The sequence below is a fragment of the Bacillus sp. BS3(2021) genome (assembly GCF_021043345.1).
GTDB lineage: Bacteria > Bacillota > Bacilli > Bacillales > Bacillaceae > Bacillus > Bacillus paralicheniformis.
Genome location: NZ_JAJNDM010000002.1, coordinates 194,305 through 219,549 on the forward strand (window position 1 = coordinate 194,305; position 25,245 = coordinate 219,549).

Here is a 25,245-nt window from a genome sequence, read left to right on the forward strand (position 1 = left end):
CACAAAAAACACAGCCCTAGGAACCACGACTTTTGTCCTTGAAAGAAAATGGAGAAATGTGCAAAATCGCAGTCATAATAAGGAATCTCCTGCTCCACCGCTTGATTCGATCCTTTAATCACGGTACATTTTTCCTATTCAACTCATTTATACCATGTTGTAACATTAATAAGGTCCTTTAATGAACGGATCCCAACAGGTCATTTGAATCAAATTTTCCGGGAGGTGGCAGTAACATGATCTGGGAAAAAACAGTTTTATACGGGCTGCAAGGTACACTTCTCATCAAAAAACAACAGCTCGAACAACTGAAAAATTGCCAAACTGAATTAGAAGCAGATAAAAAGGAATTTGACGATTCAAAAGACAGCATCAAAAAGCCCGAACTGTCGCCGACAACATGGCAGGGCAGCCTTGCTGATTCTTTTAAAAATGTTAGAAGCGATATGAAAACGGCCTACAATGATATTTGCGGAAAACAGTTAAATGAAGTGTTTAAACAATTAAAAGAGAAAATCTCTTCCTTAAATGATGACATTGATTCACTAGGTAAGGATATCAGCTCATTAAAAACGAAAATTGAAAAGCTGGAAAAAGAAGAAAGAGAAGCCCGCCGATAAAGGAGTGATTACGATGGGTCAAGAAATCAAAGTCAAAACAGGCGAAGTCAAACAGGCGCTCTCGAAGCTGAAGCATTCAGCCCAAGCTGTAAAACCGAACGTGCCGACAGATATCAGCGGCAAAAACAACCTTGACGTCGTCAAAAAAATCGAAAGCATGAACAAAGATTTGAAAAGCCTGACAAAAGCATACGCTTCGGCTCTCGCTAAACAGATTGCGCAAACCGAACAGGCTGTCAACGCTATAAAAGACGCCGACAAAAAGCTGTCGTCATCGATCAAAGCCAAGTAGAAGGAAGGGACTACGCATTGAAAACTCTAGATGTTCAGGCTTTTCAAACCGGCCTAGACAAAACGCTGACCGAATTAAAAAACCAGACTGACGAGATTTCAAAAGTCAAACAAAGCGTCAAAGGTCTCACCTCCCTTGACGACGCCTTAAAAGGCGCGGGCGGTGAAGCGATCCGCTCGTTCTATGAAGAGTGCCATACCACTTTTCTTCTTTTTTATGAATCTTTTATTTCCGACTATAAAGGACTTTTAGAAAAGACGAAAAGCGCACTTCATTCCCTTGAACCGAACCAAAACGGCTTTATCTCGCAAAGCTTTCTTGAAAACGAACTCCATGACGGCGTCAGTCAAGCCGAATCGCTGACAGGCAGATTGACGTCAAAAGCCAATATGACTATTCTAACGGTCAAAAACATCGTCGACCTGCCCGACCTCGACGATTCAGCCGTCAACGAGAACGCCAAAAAAGCCCAAAGACAAATCAGCGAGACGCTTGAAAAGCTTCATACCTTTGACCGCGAACAGACAAATGCGCTAAAAGCGGCGAGGGATGACCTCGACACAATGAAGCAGTACATCCAGCAGCTGGAGAGGATGTATACGGGGCCGAAGATTGAAATCTCGGAATATAAAAGCGGTTCAATTTTAAAAAGTGAATTAAGCGACAGCGAAAATCTGGATGATTTTACAGACAGTCCAATGAAGAAAATGTTGGAAAAGGTTAATCAAAGCACCAATAATACAAGTGCTGAAAATACAGAAGAGGTCAAAGACAATTCAAATGCGCAAGATGAGGACATTTCATTCGATTTTGATAAAAGTGGACTTTTAGGATTTTATGGTACTGGAAATGTTCAAGGTTCTTTTGAAACAAATGAGAAAAAAATCAAAGCGAATTTTGGATTTAGTCTATTCGACACAAATAAAGCATTTAGAGACAAAGGGGAGCCTGAACACCAAAGTTCATTTAAGGCAATTGATCTGGAGTCAAAAGCTGCTTTTCCAAAAAATCAAAACATACCGAAATATCTTTTAGCTGGTCAAATGATTGGTGCTAGTGCAGAAGGTAATCTAGCAGACATGGAAATTGGACATGAAAAGTTTCCAGTTTCGTTTGAAGCTAAAGTCGGTCACGCTCAGTTAGATGCAAATGTATCTGAATATAGTGCCTCTTTAGGAGGAGAAGCAAGTGTAGCCGAAGCTGAATTAACCATCACCCCTTTAAATTGGTTAGGTTATGAGCCATTAAAAGAATGGTTTGGTATTGACATAGATCCCTATATTGGTGTAGGTGTATCTGTAGGTAGTGTAGGAATTGGAGGCAGCTTTGGCCTACAAAATGAAATTTATGCAGCAGATGGTGTTGGCGTGTCTTTCAAATTTGGTGCTAAACTAGATGATGAATAAGGAGGGTCTTGATGAATAAAGATTTTTTAGCTAAAAGAGTGAATTCAGCTATTATTGTTGCATCAATCTTTGGGCCGTTTGTATGGTTGTGTATGTTTTCAGCTTTAATTTGGATCACTATAGAAAACAAACTCCCATTTCAAGCCTTTATTGAATTTACAATATTGATCTCAACGTTTTTTTTGTTATTGCCAATATGTTTGCTTATTTACAGAAAAAAAGTTTTATTTAAAAAACATCCTCATCTCGTTAGACAAAAAAGTAATCGTTAGGAGCTTAACAGATGAAAAACATAAAAGAGTATTCCTGGTTACCGATCGGCAGCGTAGTCAAATTAAAAAAAGTGGAAAAACTAGTAATGATTTATGGTCGACACCAGATTCAATCTTCAAGTAAGGAAAGATTTGATTACGTTTCAGTGCCTTATCCGGAAGGAAATATAACCGAAGATTTCAATCTATTTTTCAATCAAAATATGATTGAAGAAGTTTTATTTAAAGGTTTTATTAATGACGAAGAGAAGATTATTCAAGAAAAGTTAAACGAGAAAAGAAAAGAGTCTTTAGACAATAATGAGGTGTAAACTTGTCTAAATTTTTAGAGAAGCGAAGAAATAAAGCTATCTTAATTATTTATTTTATTTTTATATTTTGCATTACTGTGTCTACTTTAGCGGTACCCGTTGAGTGGAAAGGGAAGTTATTTTTGTTTTGTTTTAATACTCTTTCAGCCACTGGGTTCACTTTTATTATTTACATTGTTATGAATAAAATAATGAAAGACTAGTTTAACAAACATCCCTTTCTCCAGGAATGCCTTTCATATAAAAATTAAAATCAAAAGTGGCTTTACATCTAGAAATCCCCGTCAATATTCAATAGCCGAAAAAAAGCTGAGATAACCTGCAATATCGTACAAATACCAGAGCCATATGGGAGCCACTGAAGTTGTATGTTCTTTTTGTTATCTTGTATTATCCCAAGAACCCAATTACGTTTTGTTCTGTTATAACTTTTTATGTATCACCGCGTCTTTATTAATTTACGTGATTGTGATTTTAAGTATGGCTACATTACCTTATCGTTTTCCAAAAATGATGATATTGATTCGTTAGGTAAAGATATCAGCGGCAAAAAACAACCTTGACGTCGTTAAAAAATCGAAAGCATGAACAAAAATTCGACTTAAATCTATCAAAAAATGGTTGGTTAAACAGGAGGGAGTATGACACCCGAAATTTTCGTCGAATATTCAGAGTACCTATTATGCGCTATTTTAGGTGCTCAATTTGGTTACGGGTTGCTATTGCTAATTCTCGGAAATCTAATAGTAAATAATTACGAACGTGGAACATTTGAAACGCCTTCAAATTTGTTCAAAAAAACTGTTAATTTTTATACAAGACTCTTTTTCGGTGCTAGTTATTTTGTATATAAACGGCTTTACAAATATAACTGGTTCCTGAGAAAACTATATTACGCCCTTTATCTTCTGGGAAGCGGAATTCTAAGTATCATCATCTTTTATATTTTATCTTTTATTCTCCACTTCATTTTCAGGGTTTAATTTTTTTACAAGGATGTGAAAACAATAAAACATCTCATCACATGTACATCTGAAGAACTAGCAATACTCGTCACGCTATGCGATTATCCGGATTTAGCCAAAAGTATTGCAGAGGCATCTTTAGGAAAAAATTAAGAAAAGAATGGGATGCAATTGCAGTCAGCCGCAACCATCAATCAGCTTATTTTAAAACAATACTGGAATGAAGAAAAAAGCGCAAAGGATGAAAATCCTCTAACTGAAGATGAAAAAGTTCATCGTCTCCTACGTAAATTCGGAATAAATGATCCGCTGTTCCAGTCTTGACAATCAAAACACTTTAATGCTTCACCATTTTGAAAATGAAACATGGCTTTTCCATATGATGACCGTGACATCATACATGAATTTGCGTATGCCGACGAGCAGGAAATCGCCGAGTTTATTAAAGACTATTATTACTTTTCAGCTCACGAAGAGCATGTCCCTTTAAAACTGCGCCTTTCAGATAAGTGCTTGATTGGTTGAGTAATAAAAACATGACAGAAAAGGTCCGGAAAAGAAAGTTCTTTTTCACCGGAGGAAGAACATAGCTTTAATCAACTGATAGCCGATCTTGAAGCTAACCAATGGCCGCTAAACAATAACAATATCTCACATATTTACATCCCAAGCTTAAACGATGGACCATTTTTGCAAAACATCGTCTTCTTTATTCCTTCTGCTCAAGGCGTCTGGGTTGCTCAATATGATGAACACAATGAAAAACCTGTACATATTTCATTAAAGACAATTGAACAATGGTATGAATTATTAAAAGGGCTGGAGTATACGGTATCGTTTAAAAATACATAATTATTGATTTCACAAATGAATAAATTTCAAAGCATCTCATTCGGGATGCTTTCTCTTAAGCTAATTTTCAAATTCGGAGCCCTGACAAATTTTATTTTATAGCTTTCATCAGCCGAAATACACGATCCGAATGGTCTGTTCTTTCACATCAATTGATAAAAGGCAGGTGAACACCTTGCTGAAATTAAAAGGAAATCCTAAATACAGGAATTTACCTTCCCGCATCATAACCCATTTAGCATCTAAAAGCTGTGATAAAGATGCTAAGTTAAACATGCTGTGGATGATTTTATTTACTGATTTAATGTGCGGCGTGCTGATCATAGCGATAGGGGAAACATTTTTCACGGCTATATCATTACCTTTTATGACGGGTATTAACATATGGACAGTCATTGTCCTGTTTTTAAAACAGAGTGATCGGAATGATTTGCATTTCACCATATATATGGGGGTAGCTGGCGCTGTATGTTCTTTTTGTTATTTTGTCTTATCACAAGAACTCGTTTACGTTTTGCTCGGTTATGACCTTGTATTTATCATCACGTCTTCATTTGTTTATGTTGTTGTGATTTTAAGTATGGTTCTACATTACCTTATCATTTTCCCAAACTATAAAAAAAAGACAGACAGTACGACTTTGGTAAACTGCTTGTGTTTATTTGGAATAGTCGCTTACATTGCGGCGTTTTTCTTCCTGCATTATTTTGAAGGCGGAGCTACCTATTTTATGAGTTATACCTTTTTGGCATTTACTTTCTTTTTTTCTTTTATGGGGGTTAAATTCATTCATAAATTCTTTTTTATCAAAGCCAATCAAGACTTGATCGATAGACGTTTTAAAAATGGAACATACAGCCCGCGACCGAAAATCATGACCACCGAACAGAGCAATCGCCGGAACACAAACATGATTGATTTACGAAAAAAAAACAGATCACAGCTAGCTACAATTGTATTCCTTTGCTTTTCAAGAGATAAGTATCGTTTGACCAAGAAAAAGGAGCTTTTTGATGAAAAACGAAAAAAATTTTCTATATAAAAAAATAAACGAAGCAATGATCATCTTCTCTATTTTATTTCCTGTAGGGGGTATCTTTTTAGTCATCATGACGATATGGGCGGTAGGAGCAAAAGCACCTTCAGAAATTCCCTTGTTTGTTTCAGTTATCAGCTTATTTTTTTTCGTTCCTCCACTCCTATTACATATCTACAGAAAAAAAGTCTGGCTGAAAAAATACATGCAGAATTATAAAAATTCAGAGGAATAAGCGGAGGAAATTAAGTTTTGCTGAAATTAAAAGAAACGGTTGCATACAAAGATTTACCTACCAATATTCAGTCTCATTTGACAGCTCCCATCAGCCGGGAAACGAAATGGGGAATGGCGTGTTTTATCGTGTTGATGCTGGATATTTTAAGCATATTACCTGTGCTGGTGAACAAAGTAGATTTTTTCATATTCGCCGCTGTTCCTGTTGCTATCCTGATCAATATATGGATGATCATCATGAATACCAAAAGCATGACCGGATATCATCATCACCTTCAATATGTTCGTTTTATGGGTGTATCATTCAGCGGGATGTCATATTGCCAGTTGATCACAGCGCAAAAAATGATGGTTTCTGCTATCGGTTTTCATGTACCGCTGATCAGTCTGTCCCTATTCATTTTTGCCGCCTTTATCTTCCTCGTCATCCGGTATTACCTGGTTGTTTTCCCTGAAAAAGGAACAAGGGAGACAGCAGCTCCAACAAGGATGCTCCTGGCAGCTGTTCCGGCAGGCGGTTTTGTAATAAGTCATGCCGTTTTGCGAGTTTCCGAGTCTGCCGTTTATTTGTTGATGAGTACCGTCTATCTGCTTATGGCTTGTTTATTTTCTATGATGGGGGTCAAATTCATCCACAAATATTTCTTCATCAAAGCGAATCAAGACATCATCAGACAGCATAGGATTTAAGGCACAAGGAGAGGTCATGTTTGAAAGGCAGAAATAAAATCATTCTCTCAGTTTATTCCCTACTTGCAGCAATCGTTATTTTGACCGGCCTTGTCAAACCTTCAATGAACTGGAAGGAAAAGCTTGCCGTCATCGGCTTTATGTTCGTTTCAATTTCTTTATTCGCCTTCATCACTTATGTGTTCATAAATAAGCCGAAGAAAGATCAAAGCGCGCCCCGATGCAACATCGTCGCGAAAATCTTTTGGAAGAAATACAGAAAACCGTTCACGCTCTCTTTCTACTTCGTCGGCATCCTGATTGTGGGAACATCCGTGTTTTTCATGCCCGAACTCTCACTCGCTTGGAAATCCGGCGTGTTTGCAATTTTGTTTGCCGTGATATCTGGCGGCTTTTTTACTGTTTATCAAGCGGCGAATCAAATGCTGAACCGGTCTTGTTTGGAAAGAATGCCTGACGAAGAATGAGAAGCTTTTTTTAGCAGAAAAAAAAACGCTGGAATCCGCCATTCATAAAGGAGTAATGATGTCACCAGAAACTTTTGTTGAATATACCGAATATTTCATCGCCGGTATGTTGGCCGCTCATTTCGCTTACAGTTTGGGTTTTTTAATCATTGCGAGTCACATGATCATTGAATATGAAAAAATGGTCTTTTTAAAACCTGAAAAATGGTCCCATAAAATCACAAATACATTCGTTTTTCTTCTTGTCGGCACCGGTTACTTTGTTTACAAACGGCTATTAAAATACAACTGGTTCCTGAGAAAACTGTATTTCGCCCTCTATCTTCTGGGCAGAGGCATTTTAAGCATCATCATCTTTTATATTTTTTCTTTTCTGATCCATCTCATTTTCAGCGTTTAAATCATTTACGATTGGAGAGATCCGAATGTCTAAATTTCTACAAAAACCAAGAAACAAAGCTATCTTATCCGTCTACCTGTTTTTCGTTTGCGGCTCCGTTCTCAGCTCTGTTCTGAATCCGGTGATGAGTCTGGGAGAAAAGCTGTTTATCCTCTGTTTTAATATTTTCTCGGCAACTTTATTCGCATTTCTCATTTATGTGCTGCTAAATAAACTGATGAAAGATGAAGACCGCAAACATCCGGCAGCCCCCGAAAAAAACGGGATTAATCAAGTAATTTGGAAAAAATACAAAAAGCCGCTGATCCTGTTTGTTTATTTTGGCGGCGTGTTTTCCGTCTGCGCTGTTATTCTTCCTATGTCGATATATACCGTTGCTGAAAAGCTCGTGATCCTTTCGATCGCGATTATTTTTATTACAATTGGCTGTATCTTGGCTTATAAAGTGACGAATAAGATGCTGCAGAAATAATTGAAAGGACCATGGTTCGCCATGGTCCTTTTCTTCAGTTCCTCAGCTCCTCCAGCGTCTCTTCCCACCGCCGCAAAACCGCCGCTTCATCCTTCAGCTCAATCTGAACGCCGGAGATGATATCGGCGTATTTTGCGATATCTTCCCGGGCCGCTTCGACGGTGCTGGCGAAGCGCGCTCTCGGGTGTTTGGCGTCTTTTAATTCGGGCAGTTTCTTTAAAGACAGCCGCACATAATGTGCTTTGCCTTTCCAGCAAGTGACGAAGAGCGCCCGGCCTGTTCTCGCGATGTTCGCGGTTGTCGTTGTGCCTTGCCAGAGAGCCAGGCGGATGTCGGTTTTGTTCAAGGCGAGGATTTCGCCGGCGCTGATCATCGCTGTGTGCGGCCAGCCTTCTTCTGTAACGGTCTGGAGCATCATTGCTTCGCGCCGCTTTCCGGCGAGTTTCTCTCCGTTTAACAGCTGAAATAATTCGTTTGATAGCTGAGCCATGCCGGATGCCTCCCTTTAGATTTTCCGATCTGGAACCGCTGGCACTTGTACGGCTGTTTCGACTTCAGAAGGGTCGATTTTAAAGGCCGGATTGTATTTTTCAGGATTTGTGATCGTCTCCGGCTCCGATGATCTCCAAGTGAAAAAGCAGTGCTGACATTGATAAACTTCCCAGGCTCCTTCAACGGGTGACTTGCTGACGGTTTCCGCTTTTTTTAATTCGCAGCGCGGACATGTATGCATGATGAAACACTCTCCTCTTTTATTGATTTAGCAAATTCATTAGTTTCGCTTCCCACTCTTTCGTTCCTATAGGGGAATCGAGCGGTTGTGAATAGTGTCCTCTTGTTTCCGGGGCCACAGGTGTTGTCGCGTCCAAGATCATTTTGTGGGTGATTCCCGCCGGTTCAGAACCCGGGTCAAGCGCCAGAACGGATAAATCCGGGATAATGACTGCATCGTGTTTTGGATGCATTTTCGTTGAAATGGCCCACATCACTTGCGGGAGATTAAACGGATCGACGTCTTCGTCAACGAGGATCACCATTTTGCAGTAGCCGAGGCCGTGCGGCGTCGTCAGCGCGCGCATACCGACAGCTTTGGCGAATCCGCCGTAGCGGCTTTTCGTTGAGACAATGGCGATCAAGCCGTGTGTATACATCGCGTTTACCGCGACAATTTCATTCGGATAGGCCTCTTTTAGCTGCTGGTAAAGCGGCACACATGTATTAATGCCGACCATGTAGTCAACCTCAGTCCAAGGCATGCCTAAATAGAGGTGTTCAAAAATCGGGTTGTTGCGGTGGCAGACGCGCTTGATTTTGATGATCGGCATGCTTCTTCCGCCTGAATAGTGGCCGGTAAACTCGCCGAACGGGCCTTCATACTCGCGTTCGCCCGCCAGGATCTCACCTTCGAGAACCACTTCCGCGCCCCATGGGATATCTAAGTTAGACAGTTTTGATTTGACGATTTTATAAGGTTCACCTTGCAAGGCCCCTGCCATTTCGTATTCTGATTGATCGTATAAGAGCGGTGTGGATGCCGCCGTTGCAATGACCGGTTCGCAGCCGAGCGCAATCGTGACAGGCAGGTTTTCGCCGCGCTCTTCAGCCTGACGCAGGTGGATTGCAATATCATGCTGCGGGACGGGCTGAATGCCGAGACGGTCTTTTCCTTTTACCTGCAGTCTGTACATGCCGACGTTTTGTTTGCCGAAGTGTTCCGGATCCTCGACATCTCTGGAAATGACGCATGCCTTGTCTAAATAAAAGCCACCGTCGCCCTGATTGATGCGGAAGAGCGGCAGAATGTCAAACAGGTTGATGTCTTCTGTGATGTCGTTTTCGTGAAACGGCGCTGTCTCCTCTCTTTGCACTTTTACAGGAAATTGATCATAGCGGCGTGCGAATTCAAAGAACTGTTCTTTGACCGGCGTGTCTTTCGGAAGGCCGAGCATTAACGCGTGGTTCGGCCAGGAGCCGATGACATTCAGGGCGATTTGGGCATTGTTATAGCCGTAAATGTTGTTGAATAAAAGAGCGGGTGATTTGTCTCCGAGGTTATTGGCGGCGCGTGCAGCGGCACCCAAATCGGGTTCCGGCTTCACCTCTTCCTGAACTTCAAGAAGCTGTCCTTCTTTTTTCAGCGTGTTTAAAAAATCTCTAAAATCTTGATAAGCCATTCTGTTATCCTCCTTATTTCTTCTGTTTCATTCCTTCCCAGCGCTTCGCTTCAGACAGATGGATTCCAAATTGGTCCAGCGTCCGGAATACGATATGGTCGACCATTTCGGTCAGATTTTGGGGATGATTATAAAAAGCCGGCATCGGCGGCAGAATCACCGCGCCCATTTTTGTCAGCTCAAGCATGTTTTCAAGATGAATCTGGTTCAGCGGCGTCTCCCTTGTTAACAGCACAAGCTTTTTCCGTTCCTTCAGCATGACGTCCGCCGAACGGGTCAACAGGTTATCCGCTATACCGGTGCGAATGCCCGCCAACGTCTTCATGCTGCACGGTGCGACAATCATTCCGTCCGTTTGAAAGGAACCGCTTGAAATGCGGGCCGCCTGGTCTTTGTGGGAATACGTAAAAGATGCGAGCTTTTCTACGTCTTTCATCGTATATCCCGTTTCGTGCAGAATCGTTGCCGCTGCCCACGGAGAGATGACTAGGTGTGTCTCTGCGTCGGTTTTCTTCAGCCACTCCAGCATCCGCACGCCAAATATCGCGCCGGTCGCGCCCGTAATTCCGACGATGATGTTCATATACGCCCCCCTTTCCCTCTTGGTGCTTCAGTTAAAATGATACGCCTCTATTTACCATATTGAAAATATCTGTTAAATCTATATATAATACTTTAAAGGTATAAAAAGGAGTGCCGAGAAAATGGATATTCGCCAGTTAAAGTACTTTGTTACGATCGCACAGGAAGGAAAGATTACAACGGCGGCGAAACGGCTTCATATCGCCCAGCCGCCCCTCTCCAGACAGTTGAAGCAGATGGAAGAGGAGCTCGGAGTCGTTTTATTTGACCGGAACAAAAAGAAAAACTTGACGCTGACCTATGAAGGAGAAGTGTTTTTGAAAAGAGCAAAAGAAATCCTGCACAAGCTTGAGGATTCCATCTTGGAGGTTCGGGAGCTGCGTGAAGAAGTCAACGGAACCCTTGCCGTCGGTTCAACGATTTACTGTGCGGCTCTATTGCTCTCAAAAGTCTCGAAGATCAGGGAAATGTACCCGAATTTAATGTTTAACATTTGGGAAGGTGAGCCTTCACGGCTGAGCGGGCTCTTGGAAAACCGGCAGATCGATGCGGCGGTCACGACAACGCCTTTCCACAGCAAAAATATCGAAGCAAAGAGCCTGCCGGAGGTCCCATGCAAGCTCGTTCTTCCGGGGAATCAGTCGTATGGCTTAAATGGGGAAGCCGGAATGAAAGAAATTGCCGGTCTGCCGCTGATTCTGCTCAGACCGTCGCACGGAAAAGGGATTTATGATGAGGTCGTCCATCACTTTCAATCATTGGACCTTGAGCCGAGGGTCGTCTGTGAGTGCCATGATTCTACAACGCTCCTCAGCCTTGTCACCTCGGGATTCGGAGCAACGATTCTGCCGCTGTCCATGCTGCCGGCGCATTTTGCGCGTCATGTTCAGACATTGGAGATTCAAGACAATCCGTTCATTCTGCAGCCGTCTGTCGTTTGGCGGGCCGGCAGTTTTCTGCCGAAGCCCGTAAGAGAGTTTTTGGCTTTATTTTGATAAAAAAAGAAAAGGCATCATACCGATGCCTTCTCCTTTTCATTGGTTACAGCAGCTTCTTCCCTAACAGCGATTCGATCAGTTCGACGGCCGCCTCACCGGTTTTATTTTTATGATCAAGTATCGGGTTGACTTCAACAAACTCGGCAGAAGTAATGATATCTGCGTCATAAAGCATTTCCATCGCCAAATGGCTTTCCCTGTAGCTGATGCCTCCGACGACAGGGGTGCCGACTCCCGGAGCGTCGCTCGGATCAAGACCGTCCAGATCGAGGCTCAGATGAATGCCGTCGCAATTTGCTGACAGATACTCGATCGTTTCCTCTATCACTTTCGTCATGCCGAGCCTGTCGATTTCGTGCATGGTGTAGACTTTCATGCCGGTTTCACGGATATATTTGCGCTCTCCTTCATCAAGCGAGCGCGCACCGATGATGACGACATGCTCCGGCTTGACTTTCGGCGTATAGCCGTGGAGGTTGACCAGCTTTTCGTGGCCGACACCGAGACTTACCGCCAGCGGCATACCGTGGATGTTGCCTGACGGCGATGTCTCCAGCGTATTTAAGTCGCCGTGTGCGTCATACCAAATCACGCCGAGCTGTTGATAATGCTTGGCTACCCCCGCCAATGTCCCGATGGCTATGCTGTGGTCTCCGCCCAACACGAGCGGGAAGCGGCGCTGCTCGATAACATTGTCGACGATATCGGCCAGCTTGCGGTTTCCTTCGAGTACGGAAACTAAATTTTTCAGCCCTTCGTCTCCTTTTGGCTGATCGCGATTGATCGGCACATCGCCCAGATCATCGATATCATAGCCAAGCTCGGTCAGACGTTCCACGATATGAGCGTAGCGAATCGCGCTCGGTCCCATATCCACACCGCGCCGCGCCTGTCCCAAGTCCATCGGCATTCCAATCAGAGAAACTTGCTTATTCATCAATAACCACCTCATCGTTTGTTTTGATAGATCAATGCTTCTTGTCGCTCAAGACCCTGGCGTTTTTTCACAAATACGTGATAAACAAAGTAGCAGGCCGACATGAACAAAATCCCGCAGTACAATGCCATCCTCTGCTCTGAATCAAAGGCAAGGCTCACAAGGACGGCGCTGTTTAAAATAAATCCCGTCAGCGGCAAATAAGGGTAAAGAGGCGTTTTAAATTTCAAGTCTTCAACCTTACCGCCTTCTTTAACATATCTTCTGCGAAATAGCAGCTGTGATACCGTAATCGTGATCCAGCCGACTTGTGCGCTTAAACCGGCTAGAGACAGAAGCCAGATGTAGAGCGTTTCCGCGGCAACTACGCTTGAGACGAGGGACAAACCCGCAAAACCGAGCGTGATCCACAGCGCATTCATCGGGATCCCTCTTTTATTGACCCGGCTTAAAGCCTGAGCGGCCATTCCTTCTTTCGCAAGGGAGTAAAGCATCCTCGTCGATGCGTACAAACCCGAATTCGCCACCGATAATAAAGCAATTAAAATAACAAAGTTCATCAGATCGGCGGCATACGGAATGCCAATTTGTTCAAATACGACAACGAACGGGCTTTCAACAACCCCCGCTTTTTCCCATGGAATCAACCCCGCCAGGACAAATACGGACAGGCCGAAAAACACGAGTGTCCGCCAGACCGTCTGTTTGATGGAGCGGGGCACCGTTTTTTCCGGATTTTCGCTTTCCCCCGCCGCGATCCCGATCAGCTCTGTCCCTTGAAAGGCAAAGTTGACGGTGATCATCGTGATAAAGATCGCGCCGAATCCGTTTGGAAAAATTCCGTCTCCAATCAGATTGGAAAAGAACGGTGCAGCCTGTCCGTCTTTCATATCGATAAATCCGAACATCGCGCCTCCGCCGAGGATAATAAACAGAAGGATGACGATAATTTTAATGCCGGACAGCCAAAATTCCGATTCCCCGAAGGCTTTCGCCGATAGCGCGTTAAGCGAAAAAAGCAGCAGACCGAAAATCAAACACCATATCCAGACGCCGACATCGGGAAACCACCTTTTCATCAGCTGCCCCGCCGACAGAAATTCCAAAGCAACCGTAACCGACCAGCCGAGCCAGTAGATCCAGCCGACGGCAAATCCTGTGGCAGGCCCGATAAATTTTGTCGCGTACGTCTGAAAAGAGCCTGAAACCGGCATTGCCACTGCGAGCTCCCCGAGGCAAAGCATCGTAAAATACATGATCATTCCGCCCGCTAAATAAGAAAGAATCGCGCCGATCGGCCCGGCTTCATTGATCGTATATCCTGTTCCAAGAAAAAAGCCGGTTCCGATGACGCCGCCAAGCGAGATCATAAACAAATGGCGTGATTTCATCGTTCTTTTCAGTGTATATTGTTCACGGTTTTCATGGTTCAAACCGCCTTCACCCCTTCCGTTTCCATTCTCCCTAATGTCATCTCCCCCTATGACATATAGACTATTTTTTAAATCTTCTGAACATTTTCCTGATATTTCAATTTTTGACAAACTTCGCACATGCGGCGAAAAAACGGGCTGAACAATCCCCTTATTGTTCAGCCGTCCGCTTTACTTCGACAAAACACGGGTAATCTTTTCAATCGCCCAATCCAAATCCTCATTTGAAATAACAAGAGGAGGCGCAAAGCGAATCACCGTTTCATGCGTTTCTTTGCAGAGCAGGCCTTCTTCTTTCAAACGCTCGCAATACGGACGCGCCGCCTCGGTCAGCTCAACCCCAATGAACAGCCCTCTGCCGCGCACTTCTTTGATTTTTGGATTATCGATTTGCGAGAGCTCCTCTTTAAAATATTCCCCGAGCTCCAGCGACCGTTCAGCGAGCCGCTCATCTTCCAACACTTCAAGGGCGGCGATCGATACGGCGCATGCAAGCGGGTTCCCTCCAAAAGTCGACCCGTGTGAGCCGGGATTAAACACGCCAAGCACATCCCTGTTTGCAGCAATACACGATATTGGGAACACGCCGCCTCCGAGCGCTTTTCCTAAAATGTACATGTCCGGTGTGACATCCTCCCAATCAGAGGCGAACATTTTGCCTGTTCGTGCAAGCCCTGACTGTATTTCGTCAGCGATAAACAAGACATTGCGTTCTTTACAGACTTCTGCAGCCTGTTTCAAAAAGCCTTCCGGCGGAATGACAATACCCGCTTCACCCTGAATCGGCTCAATTAAGAAAGCGGCCGTATTCGGTGTGATCGCCTGTTTCAGCGCCTCCAGATCCCCGTATGGAATCAGCTTGATGCCAGGAAGCATCGGCCCGAAACCACGTTTATACTCTTCTTCTGATGAAAGCGACACAGCCAGCATCGTCCGGCCGTGAAAATTGCCTACACATGCGATAATTTCAGCCTTATTGTCCGGAACGCCTTTTACATCATAAGCCCAGCGCCGGGCTGCTTTAATCGCGGACTCAACCGCTTCCGCTCCGGTGTTCATCGGCAGAACCATATCTTTCCCCGTTAATGAAGCGACCTTTTCATAGAAAGGACCAAGCTGGTCATTGTGAAAAGCTCTCGACGTCAAGGTGATTTTGTCGGCCTGATCTTTTAACGCCTGGATGATTTTCGGATGCCTGTGCCCTTGATTCACTGCGGAATAAGCGCTCAGCATATCCATGTATCGGTTGCCTTCCGGATCTTTCACCCACGCGCCTTCCGCTTCAGAAATCACGATCGGCAGAGGATGATAGTTATTCGCGCCAAAATGTGCGGTTTGCTTCATAATTTTCTCGGACTTTGATAGAACCGTCATTCTGATTCCTCCTTCTTATTTTTGGACATACATGCCAGATGTCGTATTTTGTTTCACACTATTTTATATGCAAGGATCGTGCCAATCTTAAAACCGCAAATTTTCAGAACATTGCCTGTATAATTCGCAAAAAATTTTGCGGTTTTTATTCAAAGGTGCAAAAATAAATGCATATTTTTTTGCACCCTTATCAAATCTTCACTTACAATGGAGAGACAGTTACGAACAAAGGGGGATGTCACTTGCTGAAGAATTATGATTTACTCAAGCTTATTTTTCAAAGAATTATAGATGAAATCGATATCGGCTTGCATGTCGTCGACGAAAACGGCACATCTGTTGTCTATAACAAAAAAATGAGCCAGATTGAAGGGATGGATGTCAACGATGTGCTCGGCAAAAACGTGCTGGACGTGTTTACCTTTGCCAGCCAATATGACAGCACTCTCCTGCAGGCGCTGCATCACGGGAAAACGAACAAAAACGTCAAGCAGACCTACTTCAATAACAAGGGCCAGGAAATTACGACCGTCAATCATACGTTTCCCATTATGGAAAACGGGAATACGAAAGGAGCGGTTGAGATTGCCAAAGATGTCACAAAGCTTGAACGGCTGATCAGAGAAAATATGAACAAAACAGAAAACACAAAGTATACGTTTGACAGTCTGATCGGCGTCAGCCCGGCGTTCAAGGAAGTCATTGAACATGCAAAGCGGGCGACCCGGACCTCTTCCTCCATTCTCATTGTCGGCGACACCGGAACCGGAAAAGAACTGTTCGCCCAAAGTATACATAACGGAAGCCAGCGGTCGACTGGCCCATTCATCTCACAAAACTGCGCAGCCCTCCCGGAAAGCCTCGTCGAAGGCCTTTTATTCGGCACGGCCAAAGGCGCATTCACGGGTGCCGTCGATCGCCCGGGTCTTTTCGAACAAGCAGACGGCGGCACACTTCTCCTTGACGAGATCAATTCTTTGGACTTCAGCTTGCAGGCAAAGCTTTTGCGCGCGATTCAAGAAAAAACGATCAGGCGGATCGGCGCTTCGAAGGATACTCCGATCGATGTCAGGATCATCGCGACGATGAACGAAGATCCAGTCGACGCGGTCAGCGGGCAAAGACTGCGAAAAGATTTGTATTACAGGCTGAGTGTCGTCACCTTGTTCATTCCTCCATTAAAAGATCGAAAGGAAGATATCATGCCGCTCACCCAGCATTTTATCGACAAATACAACGCATTGTTCCAAATGGAGGTCAAAGGTTTTGAAGAAGAGGTGCAGCGGTTTCTGCTTTCATACGATTGGCCGGGAAACGTCAGAGAACTTGAACATTTAATTGAAGGCGCCATGAATTTGATGTCTTACGAAGACAAACTCGAGCTGACGCACCTTCCATTGCAATACAGGACAAAACCAGCGGCAAAAAAGCAGCTGCCGCAGCAGGGCTATGATCTGTTCGCCCCGCTTCCTTCCGTCTCGGCAGCTCCTTTGAAGGAACAAATCGAGAATGCCGAAAAGTATTATATTCAAAAAACCGTTAAAAAATGCAATTACAATGTGTCCCAAGCGGCGCGGGTTCTGGGGATCAGCAGGCAGAGCCTGCAATACAGGCTTAAAAAATGGAAGATCCGTTTTGATCAGGAATCAGAATGATTATCACTAAAAACGAATTTCTTGACTCATACTAAAAAAGGTTTATGCTTTACTTTTGTAAGACCGTTAAGTACAATCATATCAACTAAATCCAATCAGAAAAGTGGGGAATAAAATGAAGAAAGCAATATTCGCTGTATTACTGACGCTGTTGATCACCGTGATGGCCGCATGCGGCGCGTCAGGGGACAATTCCAAGGATAAAAACGCAGCAGGCGACAGCCTCTGGTCTTCAATTAAAGATAAAGGCGTTTTGACCGTCGGTACTGAAGGAACGTACGAACCATTTACATTTCACGATAAAAAAACAGATCAATTAACAGGTTATGATGTCGAAGTGATGAAGGAAGTCGCCAAGCGCCTCAACCTGAAAGCTGAATTTAAAGAAACGCAGTGGGACAGCATGTTTGCCGGCCTCAACTCCAAGCGTTTTGACGTCGTTGCCAACCAAGTCGGGAAAAAAGACCGTGAAAATCAGTATGATTTTTCCGATTCATATACAACTTCCCAAGCCGTCGTTGTCACAAAAGCGGACAACAACGATATAAAAGCTGAAGGGGACGTCAAAGGGAAAAAAGCTGCACAATCTTTGACAAGCAACTATAATGACCTTGCGAAAAACGCCGGCGCTGAAATCGAAGGCGTGGAAGGAATGGCTCAAGCGTTTCAGTTGATTCAGCAGGGCCGTGTCGACCTCACCTTTAACGATAAACTGGCGGTGCTGAACTATTTGAAGACATCAGGAAACAAAAACCTGAAAGTCGCTTTTGAAACAGGCGAGCCGCAAACTACGCATTTTGCTTTCCGCAAAGGAAGCGGCGAGCTGGTTGACAAGTTCAACTCCGCGCTGAAAGACATGAAAGAGGATGGCACACTCGCGAAAATAGCGAAGAAATGGTTTGGCGAAGATGTTTCTAAATAATATACAAGCGGCGGCCATCGGCGCGGCGATCCCCTGGGATCTTGTGCGTGAATCATTTTGGCCGATCTTTTTAAGGGGAATCTATTACTCGATTCCCCTTGCCATTCTCTCTTTTATATTCGGTATGATCATCGCATTGATCACGGCGCTGGCGAGAATGTCCAAATCCCGCATTTTAAGAGCGGTTTTCGGCATTTATGTCTCAGCGATCCGCGGAACGCCGCTGCTCGTTCAGCTATTCATTATTTTTTACTTGTTTCCAGCATTTCAAATCACGATTGACCCGTTTCCGAGCGCGATCATTGCCTTTTCATTAAATGTCGGCGCATATGCTTCGGAAATCATCAGGGCTTCCATCCTTTCCGTTCCGAAAGGGCAGTGGGAAGCGGCTTATTCGATTGGAATGACTCAAAAAACGGCCCTTACCAGGGTCATCCTGCCGCAGGCTGTACGCGTGTCGATTCCGCCATTATCCAATACATTCATCAGCTTGGTTAAAGACACATCGCTTGCGTCACAAATTCTTGTTGCTGAATTATTCCGGAAAGCCCAGGAAATCGGGGCCAGCAATCTAGACCAAATTTTAATCATTTATATGGAAGCCGCATTCATCTATTGGATCATCTGCTTTGTTCTCGCGCTTGTTCAGCAGCAGATTGAACGGCGATTGGACCGGTATGTGGCCAGGTAAGGAGGGAAATAGACAATGCTTGCGATCAAAGGGCTGAATAAATCCTTCGGCGAAAACGAGATCTTAAAAAAAATCGACCTGAACATCGAAAAAGGAAAAGTGATCGCCATCTTAGGGCCTTCCGGTTCCGGCAAGACGACGCTGCTTCGCTGCCTGAACGCTTTGGAAATTCCGAACCGCGGCATTCTTTCTTTTGACGATTTTACCATCGATTTTTCCAAGAAAAATAAACCGGCTGACCTCCTTCGACTGCGGAGAAAGTCGGGAATGGTGTTTCAGGCCTATCACCTGTTCCCGCACCGCACCGTGCTTGAAAATGTGATGGAAGGGCCGGTAAAAGTGCAAAAGCGCAATAAAGAAGAAGTCAAAAAGGAAGCCGTTCAGCTTCTGCAAAAGGTCGGCCTAGAAGACAAAATGGACCTTTATCCATTCCAGCTTTCCGGGGGACAGCAGCAGCGCGTCGGGATCGCCCGCGCTCTGGCCATCAAGCCAGAACTGATGCTTTTTGACGAGCCCACATCGGCGCTTGACCCCGAGCTGGTCGGTGAAGTGCTGAAAGTCATGAAAGACCTTGCAAATGAGGGCTGGACGATGGTTGTCGTCACCCACGAAATCAAATTCGCGCAGGATGTCGCAGACGAAGTCGTCTTTATCGACGGCGGCGTCATCGTCGAACAGGGTCCGCCTGAACAAATTTTCTCAGCCCCTAAGGAAGAACGAACAAAACAGTTTTTAAACCGGATTTTGAATCCTGTATAAACATGACCCCCTGATCTGACAAGATCAGGGGGTTTGTCATTTTTTACGTTCAATCAAATCTCGAATTATTTTGCTAGAATGACGAAGTCCTGTGGATTAGACCGGATGAAAGAACTAATTCTTTTCAGACTGCCGGAAACGATCCCTTGAAACCGCTCGTATAACTCATTCATTGTATCAGCATTATGCCCATTAATTTCAATAACCTGCTTTGTATCTTCGAGTAGCTTCAACAGGTTTTCATCACCGAAATAGCGCAAAGCCCCGGTCACACCTGTCCAATATCCCGGTGCCTGCAATAAATAGGACACCCAGGAGTAAAACTCTTGGGCGGAGTCCTTTGCATGGTCATAGAAAACCCTAAACATGCACAGGGCCTGCTGACTCCTGTTCAAACTAGTAATCGCTTCTGATTTTGCCGCGGCATCCTTTCCACGAATACTTAGTAGGGTAGACTCAACACATACCCATCCGAGCCTCTCATCGCTTAATGTATCAAACTCCGCTTGTGTTATCGTTACTAATGTCATTATCCACATCCTTTCTTTTGACTTACACAAATGTTAATAAAAAATTCACTCTGCTCTTACGATAGATAAAGCAGTTTCTGTAACTTCCATTATAACAGTCATCAACTGATGATTTTCTGTTTGCTCTGCTGTTCCTTTTTGTTGTTGCTCCTGCTGCAGTTGCCCTAAGTAGTTCATACCTTGTGATATGGCTCCCCAGAATTGCATAGCCATAAGATTTACACTTCCTTGCCGTATCGAACCTTGTTGCATGCCTTGTTCAATGACCGAAGCGATGGGTTCAATAAATGCTTTTACCCATTCAAAAGGAGAAAGCTGTTCTTCGGTATACAGCAAATGAATGTCTAGACTGATTCTCATGTAAAAACGTGAAAGGGCTGGTTCCTTCAAAACCTGCATGCATACTAATCGTGCATACTCGCTTAATAATTCCAAAGGAGGCCTATCCTGCTGAAAGTGAGACACCGTCTTCTGCTTGGTCTGGGCCATTATATCCTCATACAATTCACGGAACAAGGTTTGCTTGTTCTTAAAATAGTGATACACCAACCCACGCGCCAGGCGAGCCTGTGCTGCAATGTCGCCAATTTCGGTAGCTGAGTACCCTTTTTCAGCATACACCAAGATGGCTGCTCGTAAAATTTCCTGTTTCCGCTGTCTTCGAATTTCTTCATTCTGTTCCTTTGTACGTGGTGACAAGAAAAAAACCTCTTTTCATTGACATTCATGTCAATCAACATTATAAAAGAATATCGAGAAACTGTCAACAAAAGGAAATACCATTGCGGTCTCTTGGGCGTTTAGTAGCTTCGGTAGTAAAAGGAATCAACTCGACCGTCACTGCTTCCGATTGATAAGTAAAACTCGCCCAACCGCGACGAAATTAAACTCTTTATTGTCAAGTCTCTGCTAGTAGAAAACCTCTACACCTTCCCTAGGAATCCGTTAAGAAGTTGAACGGTTCGAATAACGCTTGAATCAAAGATTTATTTATTCATTTTTTGCCGCCTCATTTATTCAAACTGAAAAAGGTTTGTCGACACAACAAAACAGCCTGATCTCTCTGGATCAGGCTGTTCTTTTTTATTCTGCGGCCAGTTTAAACTTGGATGCCGCTTGATTCAATTCTTCCGACAAAGCGGAGAGCTGCTGAATGGCCGATGCGATTTCCTGCATGCCGGCGCTTTGCTGCTCCGCTGCTGCCGCGACTTCCTCAGAACCTGCCGCCTGCTCTTCGGTAACGGCGGAAATCTGCTCCATCGCAGCCGAAATGTTTTGATACGATTTTTCGACTTTTAACAAAGACTGAAGCAACTGATCGGTCCGTTTGGCAAATTGAGAAATCCCCTTAAAAATTCCTGAAAAGTTCTCGTATGTGCCATTGATTAATATTTGCCCTTTGTCAACCGCTGCGTTTCCTTCCTGAATGCGTTCCATGACAAGCCGGCTGCTCTCCTGCGTGCCCGCCACAAGCTGGGAAACGGATAAAGCGGCATCTGCCGAGCGTTCAGAAAGCTTTCTGACTTCTCCCGCTACAACAGCAAAGCCCTGGCCTTCTTCACCGACCCGGGCGGCTTCAATTGAAGCATTGAGCGCCAGCAAATTCGTCTGTTCGGCAATAGAGGAAATCATTCCGATGACTTTTTCAATTTCTTCGGTATGGTTTTGCATCTCTGCTGCTGCTTGTTTGGACTCTTCCATCACGTTTTTAATCGTCTGGGTCTGCCGCAATGTTTCTTCGACAAGCTCCTGTCCGGTCTTGGAATCCTTGCTGACGCCTTCGGCAACGTTCTTCATCTCGTTCACTTCTTCTGTGACGTGTGTAAGCTGATGATCGATTTCGGCAGCCGATGTGTGGCAATCCGAAACGGACGAGACCACTTCGTTGATCCCCTCGCTCATGCTGTTCATCGATTCAGCCACCTGGGCCGCGCTTTCGCTCGATTCAGCCGATACATTTTTCAGCTGGAGACTCGTCTTGGATACCTCTTCAGAGGAAGCTGAAATTTGTCCAATCAATTGTTGTAAATTTTCGCTCATCCGCTTGAACGATTCGGCAAGCTTTCCGGCTTCATCACGGCTCTTGACAGAAATGTCGGCCGACAGATCGCCGTCGGCAATTTTTTCTGATGCCTTCATCAGCTGCCTGATCGGCTTCGCGATAAAAGAACCGAGAAAATAGGCCATGGCCATTCCGAGCAGCAAGACAAATGCTGCGATCGCAATTGTATACCACTTCGCTTTTGCAGCCGTCGCCGGAATCACGGAAGCATCAAGATCGATCCCCAAAATTCCCACCTTTTCGCCGGAGCTGTTCTCAAGCGGCTGAAAAATCGACTGGTGAATGCCGTATTCATCCTCATACACGTCGCTTACCGTCTCTTTGTTTGTCGTTAAGGCTTCTTTCATTTCAGGAGAAAAACTGTAATCCGTGCCGAAATCATCGGACGTATCCGACAGCACGAGAATCCGCTCCTTCCCGCCCTCATTGGAAAGGATATAGATATTTTCAAGATTGTTTTTCTTTTTCAGGCTGTCCACAGCCATTTTTGTCTGCTTGTAAAGCGGATTGTCCGCAGAATCGATTTCAAGCGGATTCCCGTCCAGACGTTTGATTTGGTTTTCAGCAAGATGAATATCGGTATAAAGACGGTTTTGGAACTGCTGTCTCAGCTGCTCTGACAAGTCTTTGCTGATATAAGTAAACACAGCTGAAAATGATGCGATCGTGATTAAAAGCACTAAGGCGACGCCAATCATAATTTTGACTGAAATGTGTTCTGTTAGCTTTTTCTTCAACGTTTTCATCGTCTATATCCCCTTTAATTTGTCATGAGAGATCCATGCTCCCGGCAGACTTCCTCAATATTTTCTTTTAAATAATCGATAATTCCCGGGACATGTTCAGGCATGGTATACGGAGAAATGACGAAAAATTTGCTGACGCAAAGCGGTATCTCAGTCCCTTCACAGGATTTCACAAGCAAGTGCTTTTTCGTATCGCCAAAAAACATCTTGTCCCTTTTTGTTCCGAGCTTTTCAAATAGTTTTTCAGTGAGTGCATTGTTTCTTTCCAGCTCTTGAATGGTGCATGCTCCCGAAATTTCGTCTTCAAATCTAGGGGCACCTTCAGGATAAATGCGAAACAGCGTAGACATGCCGAAGTTGTCCGGGTTCACAATATCGGCCTCCGGAATCTGCTGAGAAAGCTGTTCCCTAAAATGCAGGTTGACTTCAAGAAACTGTCCGAGCAGCTTTTGATAGCCTTCATAGCCAAATGCCATCAACGCGCTGTACATACTGATCGAACTGGCCATGCGCGAACATTCCAGCGTGTAGCCCGTATGGTAGTCCCCATAGCCGCGGTGGCCGACATACGGCGTCTCATCAGGATCCAGATCGATCCGTTTTAAGTCATTGCGATCTTTCACAAGAAACAGGCTCGTCACATAAGGCGTCTGTCCGAGCTTCTGAAAATCAAAACAAAGCGAATCGGCTGCGTGCAGATGCCTCATTTTTTCCTGAATCGGCTTGATCATGCTAAGAACACCGGGACTGAAGGATAAAGCGTTCTCATTCAGATCGTACTCATTAAAAAAGGCAAAAAATCCTCCCAGGGCGGAATCGGCGTGGATATGCGGAACCGGCAGCCCGAAGCTTTTCGCCGTTTCTTCAGCCGCACGGCGGACAGCGCTCACATCATCGATGCCGATCGCATCTGTCGTTCCTGTTGTAGCTACGATATAAACGGGAATCCCCCCGGCTTCGCAGACTTGTCTAAGCTTCGCCCGCAAATCTTCCGTATCCATGGAATGGTCGAGATTTGTTTTGACTTTAATTAAATGATCGCTCCCGAGTCCTGCGGCTTCCATTGACTTATACAAGCTGTAATGAGCCGCTTCAGAACAAAACGCGTAGAAATTGCCGGGAACCCCTTCTTTCAGCGATGACGGCGCCATTTTGGCAATCGCGATTCTGAGGCCGCTGTATACCGCACCTTGTCCTCCCCACGTCGTGTAGCCTCCGCTTGTTTCGGCATCATACCCCGCAAGCTTTGACATCATCGCCGTAACTTTCACTTCCGCCTCCGCTCCGGCTGGACCGTACACATCCCACAGGTTGTTCCCATTGACCATGAACGTCGTAAGCATGCCTAATATCCCCGGGATGCTCGCCATCGGCAGAATGTTTGTGAAAAAGTATTTGGTATGATACGGATGGCCGTGCAACAGCTTCAACAGCTCTTCGTTGACCTCTTTCATCGGCGCACCTTCGTTCGGAATCCGGCTCTCTGCGACCAGCTTTTCATAAAAGAAGCCCTCACGGTTCTTCTCGCCGCCAAGGTTGACCTGATCTGGATTTTTCAGCTCGTCCACTCCCTCGATCAGCTGTTCGATCAATGATAGGAATTCATGTCTTTTCGCTTCATTTCCGTCCTCGCTCGGAAACCATTTCTGTACATCCGGTGTATTGCGTTGCTGCATGATTTTCTCTCCTGCCTTGTCTTTAATATTTCGGAAAAAGTTTTCACTTGCCATATCGGTATAATATTCCTATATTTTTAGGCCTTCGCTCAAAAAGTTCATGAAATTGTTTAATCTTTTACATTTTCTTTTAAATAAAAAAACTTCTTAACGATATATTAAGAAGTTTTCGAAACATTTGAGCGCTATTTCCGTACAATAGAATGATAAATTCATATTGGAAAGGATTTCTTTAAAATGAAACAAGAAAATGAGAAAAAAACATTCAGTATGAGAATGCTGCTCAATATGGTCGGCCTATTCGTCTTTACCGGCATGATAGTCAGCGCATATACCCAGGCTTTTTACTTGGATGAACATCTCGAGATCTGCCGCTTTGTATACATGACGGCAAGAGAGTGGAAAGAATTTTTTTGTTTGTGTCCGGGACGGCCATCATCTATTTCGTTTTGGCAAATGTTCTTTCATTCAAGAAAAAACGCTGAAGAAAAGCTTAGTGCTTTCGTCTTCTCCATTCCTTCGTTTCCTCTTTAAAGGCAAGATACAGACAGACGATCAAGGCAATGATCAAAGCAATCCAAACGGGCATCGCCAGAAAAGGTGCATAGTTCAATATAAGCAACAGTGCGAGACAGGCTAAAACGGAAAGACAGATCAGCCTTACTAAAAAAATCAACGCCATTCCC

The 25,245-nt window shown here is 44.4% G+C and carries 30 protein-coding genes; 18 read left to right on the top strand and 12 right to left on the bottom strand.

Going from position 1 to position 25,245, the window contains the following annotated elements; genetic code table 11:
• Positions 1-236: 236 nt before the first annotated feature.
• The 13 genes from LQ247_RS06275 (at position 237) to LQ247_RS06335 (ending at position 8,020) form a co-directional block, all read left to right on the top strand.
• The gene (locus tag LQ247_RS06275; RefSeq protein ID WP_003178893.1) at positions 237-620 is read left to right on the top strand and encodes a YwqH-like family protein; all 384 of its coding nucleotides are present in this window, start codon (positions 237-239) and stop codon (positions 618-620) included.
• Positions 621-633: 13 nt separating this feature from the next.
• Positions 634-912 (top strand): YwqI/YxiC family protein, encoded by a 279-nt coding sequence (locus LQ247_RS06280; protein ID WP_020450144.1) that lies wholly within the window; start codon positions 634-636, stop codon positions 910-912.
• Positions 913-929: 17 nt separating this feature from the next.
• Entirely contained in the window at positions 930-2,318 is a 1,389-nt protein-coding gene (locus LQ247_RS06285; RefSeq protein ID WP_231005741.1) for a ribonuclease YeeF family protein, read from the top strand.
• An 11-nt stretch (positions 2,319-2,329) separates the two neighbouring features.
• Entirely contained in the window at positions 2,330-2,590 is a 261-nt protein-coding gene (locus tag LQ247_RS06290) for a hypothetical protein (protein WP_020450142.1), read from the top strand.
• An 11-nt stretch (positions 2,591-2,601) separates the two neighbouring features.
• The gene (locus tag LQ247_RS06295) at positions 2,602-2,901 is read left to right on the top strand and encodes a DUF4176 domain-containing protein (protein ID WP_020450141.1); all 300 of its coding nucleotides are present in this window, start codon (positions 2,602-2,604) and stop codon (positions 2,899-2,901) included.
• A 1,331-nt stretch (positions 2,902-4,232) separates the two neighbouring features.
• The gene (locus LQ247_RS06300) at positions 4,233-4,391 is read left to right on the top strand and encodes a hypothetical protein (protein WP_023855650.1); all 159 of its coding nucleotides are present in this window, start codon (positions 4,233-4,235) and stop codon (positions 4,389-4,391) included.
• Between the two features lie 165 nt (positions 4,392-4,556).
• Positions 4,557-4,718, top strand: coding sequence for a hypothetical protein (locus LQ247_RS06305; RefSeq protein WP_023855651.1), 162 nt, complete (start codon positions 4,557-4,559; stop codon positions 4,716-4,718).
• Between the two features lie 175 nt (positions 4,719-4,893).
• A complete protein-coding gene (locus tag LQ247_RS06310) occupies positions 4,894-5,760 on the top strand; it encodes a hypothetical protein (protein ID WP_231005742.1) in 867 nt (288 codons plus the stop codon).
• Positions 5,732-5,989, top strand: coding sequence for a hypothetical protein (locus LQ247_RS06315; protein ID WP_075213072.1), 258 nt, complete (start codon positions 5,732-5,734; stop codon positions 5,987-5,989). The genes LQ247_RS06310 and LQ247_RS06315 overlap by 29 nt, the downstream gene beginning before the upstream one ends.
• A gap of 17 nt (positions 5,990-6,006) precedes the next feature.
• A complete protein-coding gene (locus LQ247_RS06320; protein WP_231005744.1) occupies positions 6,007-6,681 on the top strand; it encodes a hypothetical protein in 675 nt (224 codons plus the stop codon).
• A gap of 20 nt (positions 6,682-6,701) precedes the next feature.
• The gene (locus tag LQ247_RS06325; RefSeq protein WP_231005746.1) at positions 6,702-7,148 is read left to right on the top strand and encodes a hypothetical protein; all 447 of its coding nucleotides are present in this window, start codon (positions 6,702-6,704) and stop codon (positions 7,146-7,148) included.
• 55 nt (positions 7,149-7,203) lie between these two features.
• Positions 7,204-7,548 (top strand): hypothetical protein, encoded by a 345-nt coding sequence (locus LQ247_RS06330; protein WP_224066812.1) that lies wholly within the window; start codon positions 7,204-7,206, stop codon positions 7,546-7,548.
• Positions 7,549-7,573: 25 nt separating this feature from the next.
• Positions 7,574-8,020, top strand: a complete 447-nt coding sequence (locus tag LQ247_RS06335; RefSeq protein ID WP_231005748.1) for a hypothetical protein — start codon at positions 7,574-7,576, stop codon at positions 8,018-8,020.
• 34 nt (positions 8,021-8,054) lie between these two features.
• Here the strand turns inward: LQ247_RS06335 and LQ247_RS06340 are convergent, their stop codons facing one another.
• From LQ247_RS06340 to LQ247_RS06355, 4 genes are read right to left on the bottom strand one after another with little or no spacing between them, the layout of a single operon-like run.
• Positions 8,055-8,510 carry a pyridoxamine 5'-phosphate oxidase family protein gene (locus LQ247_RS06340; RefSeq protein ID WP_231005750.1) on the bottom strand — a complete coding sequence of 152 codons (456 nt, stop codon included), beginning with the start codon at positions 8,508-8,510 and terminating at the stop codon, positions 8,055-8,057.
• 15 nt (positions 8,511-8,525) lie between these two features.
• Positions 8,526-8,753, bottom strand: a complete 228-nt coding sequence (locus tag LQ247_RS06345) for a non-oxidative hydroxyarylic acid decarboxylases subunit D (RefSeq protein ID WP_020450130.1) — start codon at positions 8,751-8,753, stop codon at positions 8,526-8,528.
• A 19-nt stretch (positions 8,754-8,772) separates the two neighbouring features.
• Positions 8,773-10,194, bottom strand: coding sequence for a non-oxidative hydroxyarylic acid decarboxylases subunit C (locus tag LQ247_RS06350; RefSeq protein WP_023855656.1), 1,422 nt, complete (start codon positions 10,192-10,194; stop codon positions 8,773-8,775).
• A 13-nt stretch (positions 10,195-10,207) separates the two neighbouring features.
• Positions 10,208-10,777, bottom strand: coding sequence for a non-oxidative hydroxyarylic acid decarboxylases subunit B (locus tag LQ247_RS06355; RefSeq protein WP_231005752.1), 570 nt, complete (start codon positions 10,775-10,777; stop codon positions 10,208-10,210).
• Positions 10,778-10,898: 121 nt separating this feature from the next.
• On the opposite strand from LQ247_RS06355, the gene LQ247_RS06360 reads away from it, so the two are divergent.
• Entirely contained in the window at positions 10,899-11,771 is an 873-nt protein-coding gene (locus LQ247_RS06360; RefSeq protein ID WP_231005753.1) for a LysR family transcriptional regulator, read from the top strand.
• Between the two features lie 46 nt (positions 11,772-11,817).
• Here LQ247_RS06360 and rocF read toward each other — a convergent pair whose 3' ends face one another.
• The 3 genes from rocF to LQ247_RS06375 form a co-directional block, all read right to left on the bottom strand.
• On the bottom strand, positions 11,818-12,711 hold the full coding sequence (gene rocF, locus LQ247_RS06365; protein WP_020450126.1) for an arginase: 894 nt from the start codon (positions 12,709-12,711) through the stop codon (positions 11,818-11,820).
• Positions 12,712-12,722: 11 nt separating this feature from the next.
• Positions 12,723-14,102, bottom strand: a complete 1,380-nt coding sequence (locus LQ247_RS06370; protein WP_231005853.1) for an amino acid permease — start codon at positions 14,100-14,102, stop codon at positions 12,723-12,725.
• A 213-nt stretch (positions 14,103-14,315) separates the two neighbouring features.
• Complete coding sequence (locus LQ247_RS06375; protein WP_231005754.1) at positions 14,316-15,518, bottom strand: ornithine--oxo-acid transaminase; 1,203 nt, start codon at positions 15,516-15,518, stop codon at positions 14,316-14,318.
• Between the two features lie 242 nt (positions 15,519-15,760).
• On the opposite strand from LQ247_RS06375, the gene LQ247_RS06380 reads away from it, so the two are divergent.
• The 4 genes from LQ247_RS06380 (at position 15,761) to LQ247_RS06395 (ending at position 19,545) form a co-directional block, all read left to right on the top strand.
• Positions 15,761-17,173 (top strand): sigma-54 interaction domain-containing protein, encoded by a 1,413-nt coding sequence (locus LQ247_RS06380; protein ID WP_023855659.1) that lies wholly within the window; start codon positions 15,761-15,763, stop codon positions 17,171-17,173.
• Between the two features lie 115 nt (positions 17,174-17,288).
• Entirely contained in the window at positions 17,289-18,095 is an 807-nt protein-coding gene (gene tcyA / locus LQ247_RS06385) for a cystine ABC transporter substrate-binding lipoprotein TcyA (RefSeq protein WP_231005755.1), read from the top strand.
• On the top strand, positions 18,082-18,786 hold the full coding sequence (locus tag LQ247_RS06390) for an amino acid ABC transporter permease (protein WP_020450121.1): 705 nt from the start codon (positions 18,082-18,084) through the stop codon (positions 18,784-18,786). The genes tcyA and LQ247_RS06390 overlap by 14 nt, the downstream gene beginning before the upstream one ends.
• 15 nt (positions 18,787-18,801) lie before the next feature.
• Positions 18,802-19,545, top strand: a complete 744-nt coding sequence (locus tag LQ247_RS06395; RefSeq protein ID WP_003178866.1) for an amino acid ABC transporter ATP-binding protein — start codon at positions 18,802-18,804, stop codon at positions 19,543-19,545.
• 65 nt (positions 19,546-19,610) lie between these two features.
• On the opposite strand, the gene LQ247_RS06400 is transcribed toward LQ247_RS06395, so the two are convergent.
• The 5 genes from LQ247_RS06400 to LQ247_RS06420 form a co-directional block, all read right to left on the bottom strand.
• Positions 19,611-20,075 carry a hypothetical protein gene (locus LQ247_RS06400; RefSeq protein WP_035337254.1) on the bottom strand — a complete coding sequence of 155 codons (465 nt, stop codon included), beginning with the start codon at positions 20,073-20,075 and terminating at the stop codon, positions 19,611-19,613.
• Positions 20,076-20,120: 45 nt separating this feature from the next.
• Positions 20,121-20,774: a TetR/AcrR family transcriptional regulator gene (locus tag LQ247_RS06405; RefSeq protein ID WP_035337257.1), complete on the bottom strand. Its 654-nt coding sequence runs from the start codon at positions 20,772-20,774 to the stop codon at positions 20,121-20,123.
• A gap of 384 nt (positions 20,775-21,158) precedes the next feature.
• A complete protein-coding gene (locus LQ247_RS06410; RefSeq protein WP_026580520.1) occupies positions 21,159-22,883 on the bottom strand; it encodes a methyl-accepting chemotaxis protein in 1,725 nt (574 codons plus the stop codon).
• A 14-nt stretch (positions 22,884-22,897) separates the two neighbouring features.
• Positions 22,898-24,559: a pyridoxal phosphate-dependent decarboxylase family protein gene (locus tag LQ247_RS06415; RefSeq protein WP_231005756.1), complete on the bottom strand. Its 1,662-nt coding sequence runs from the start codon at positions 24,557-24,559 to the stop codon at positions 22,898-22,900.
• 493 nt (positions 24,560-25,052) lie between these two features.
• Entirely contained in the window at positions 25,053-25,241 is a 189-nt protein-coding gene (locus LQ247_RS06420; protein ID WP_020450116.1) for a hypothetical protein, read from the bottom strand.
• Positions 25,242-25,245: the final 4 nt, after the last annotated feature.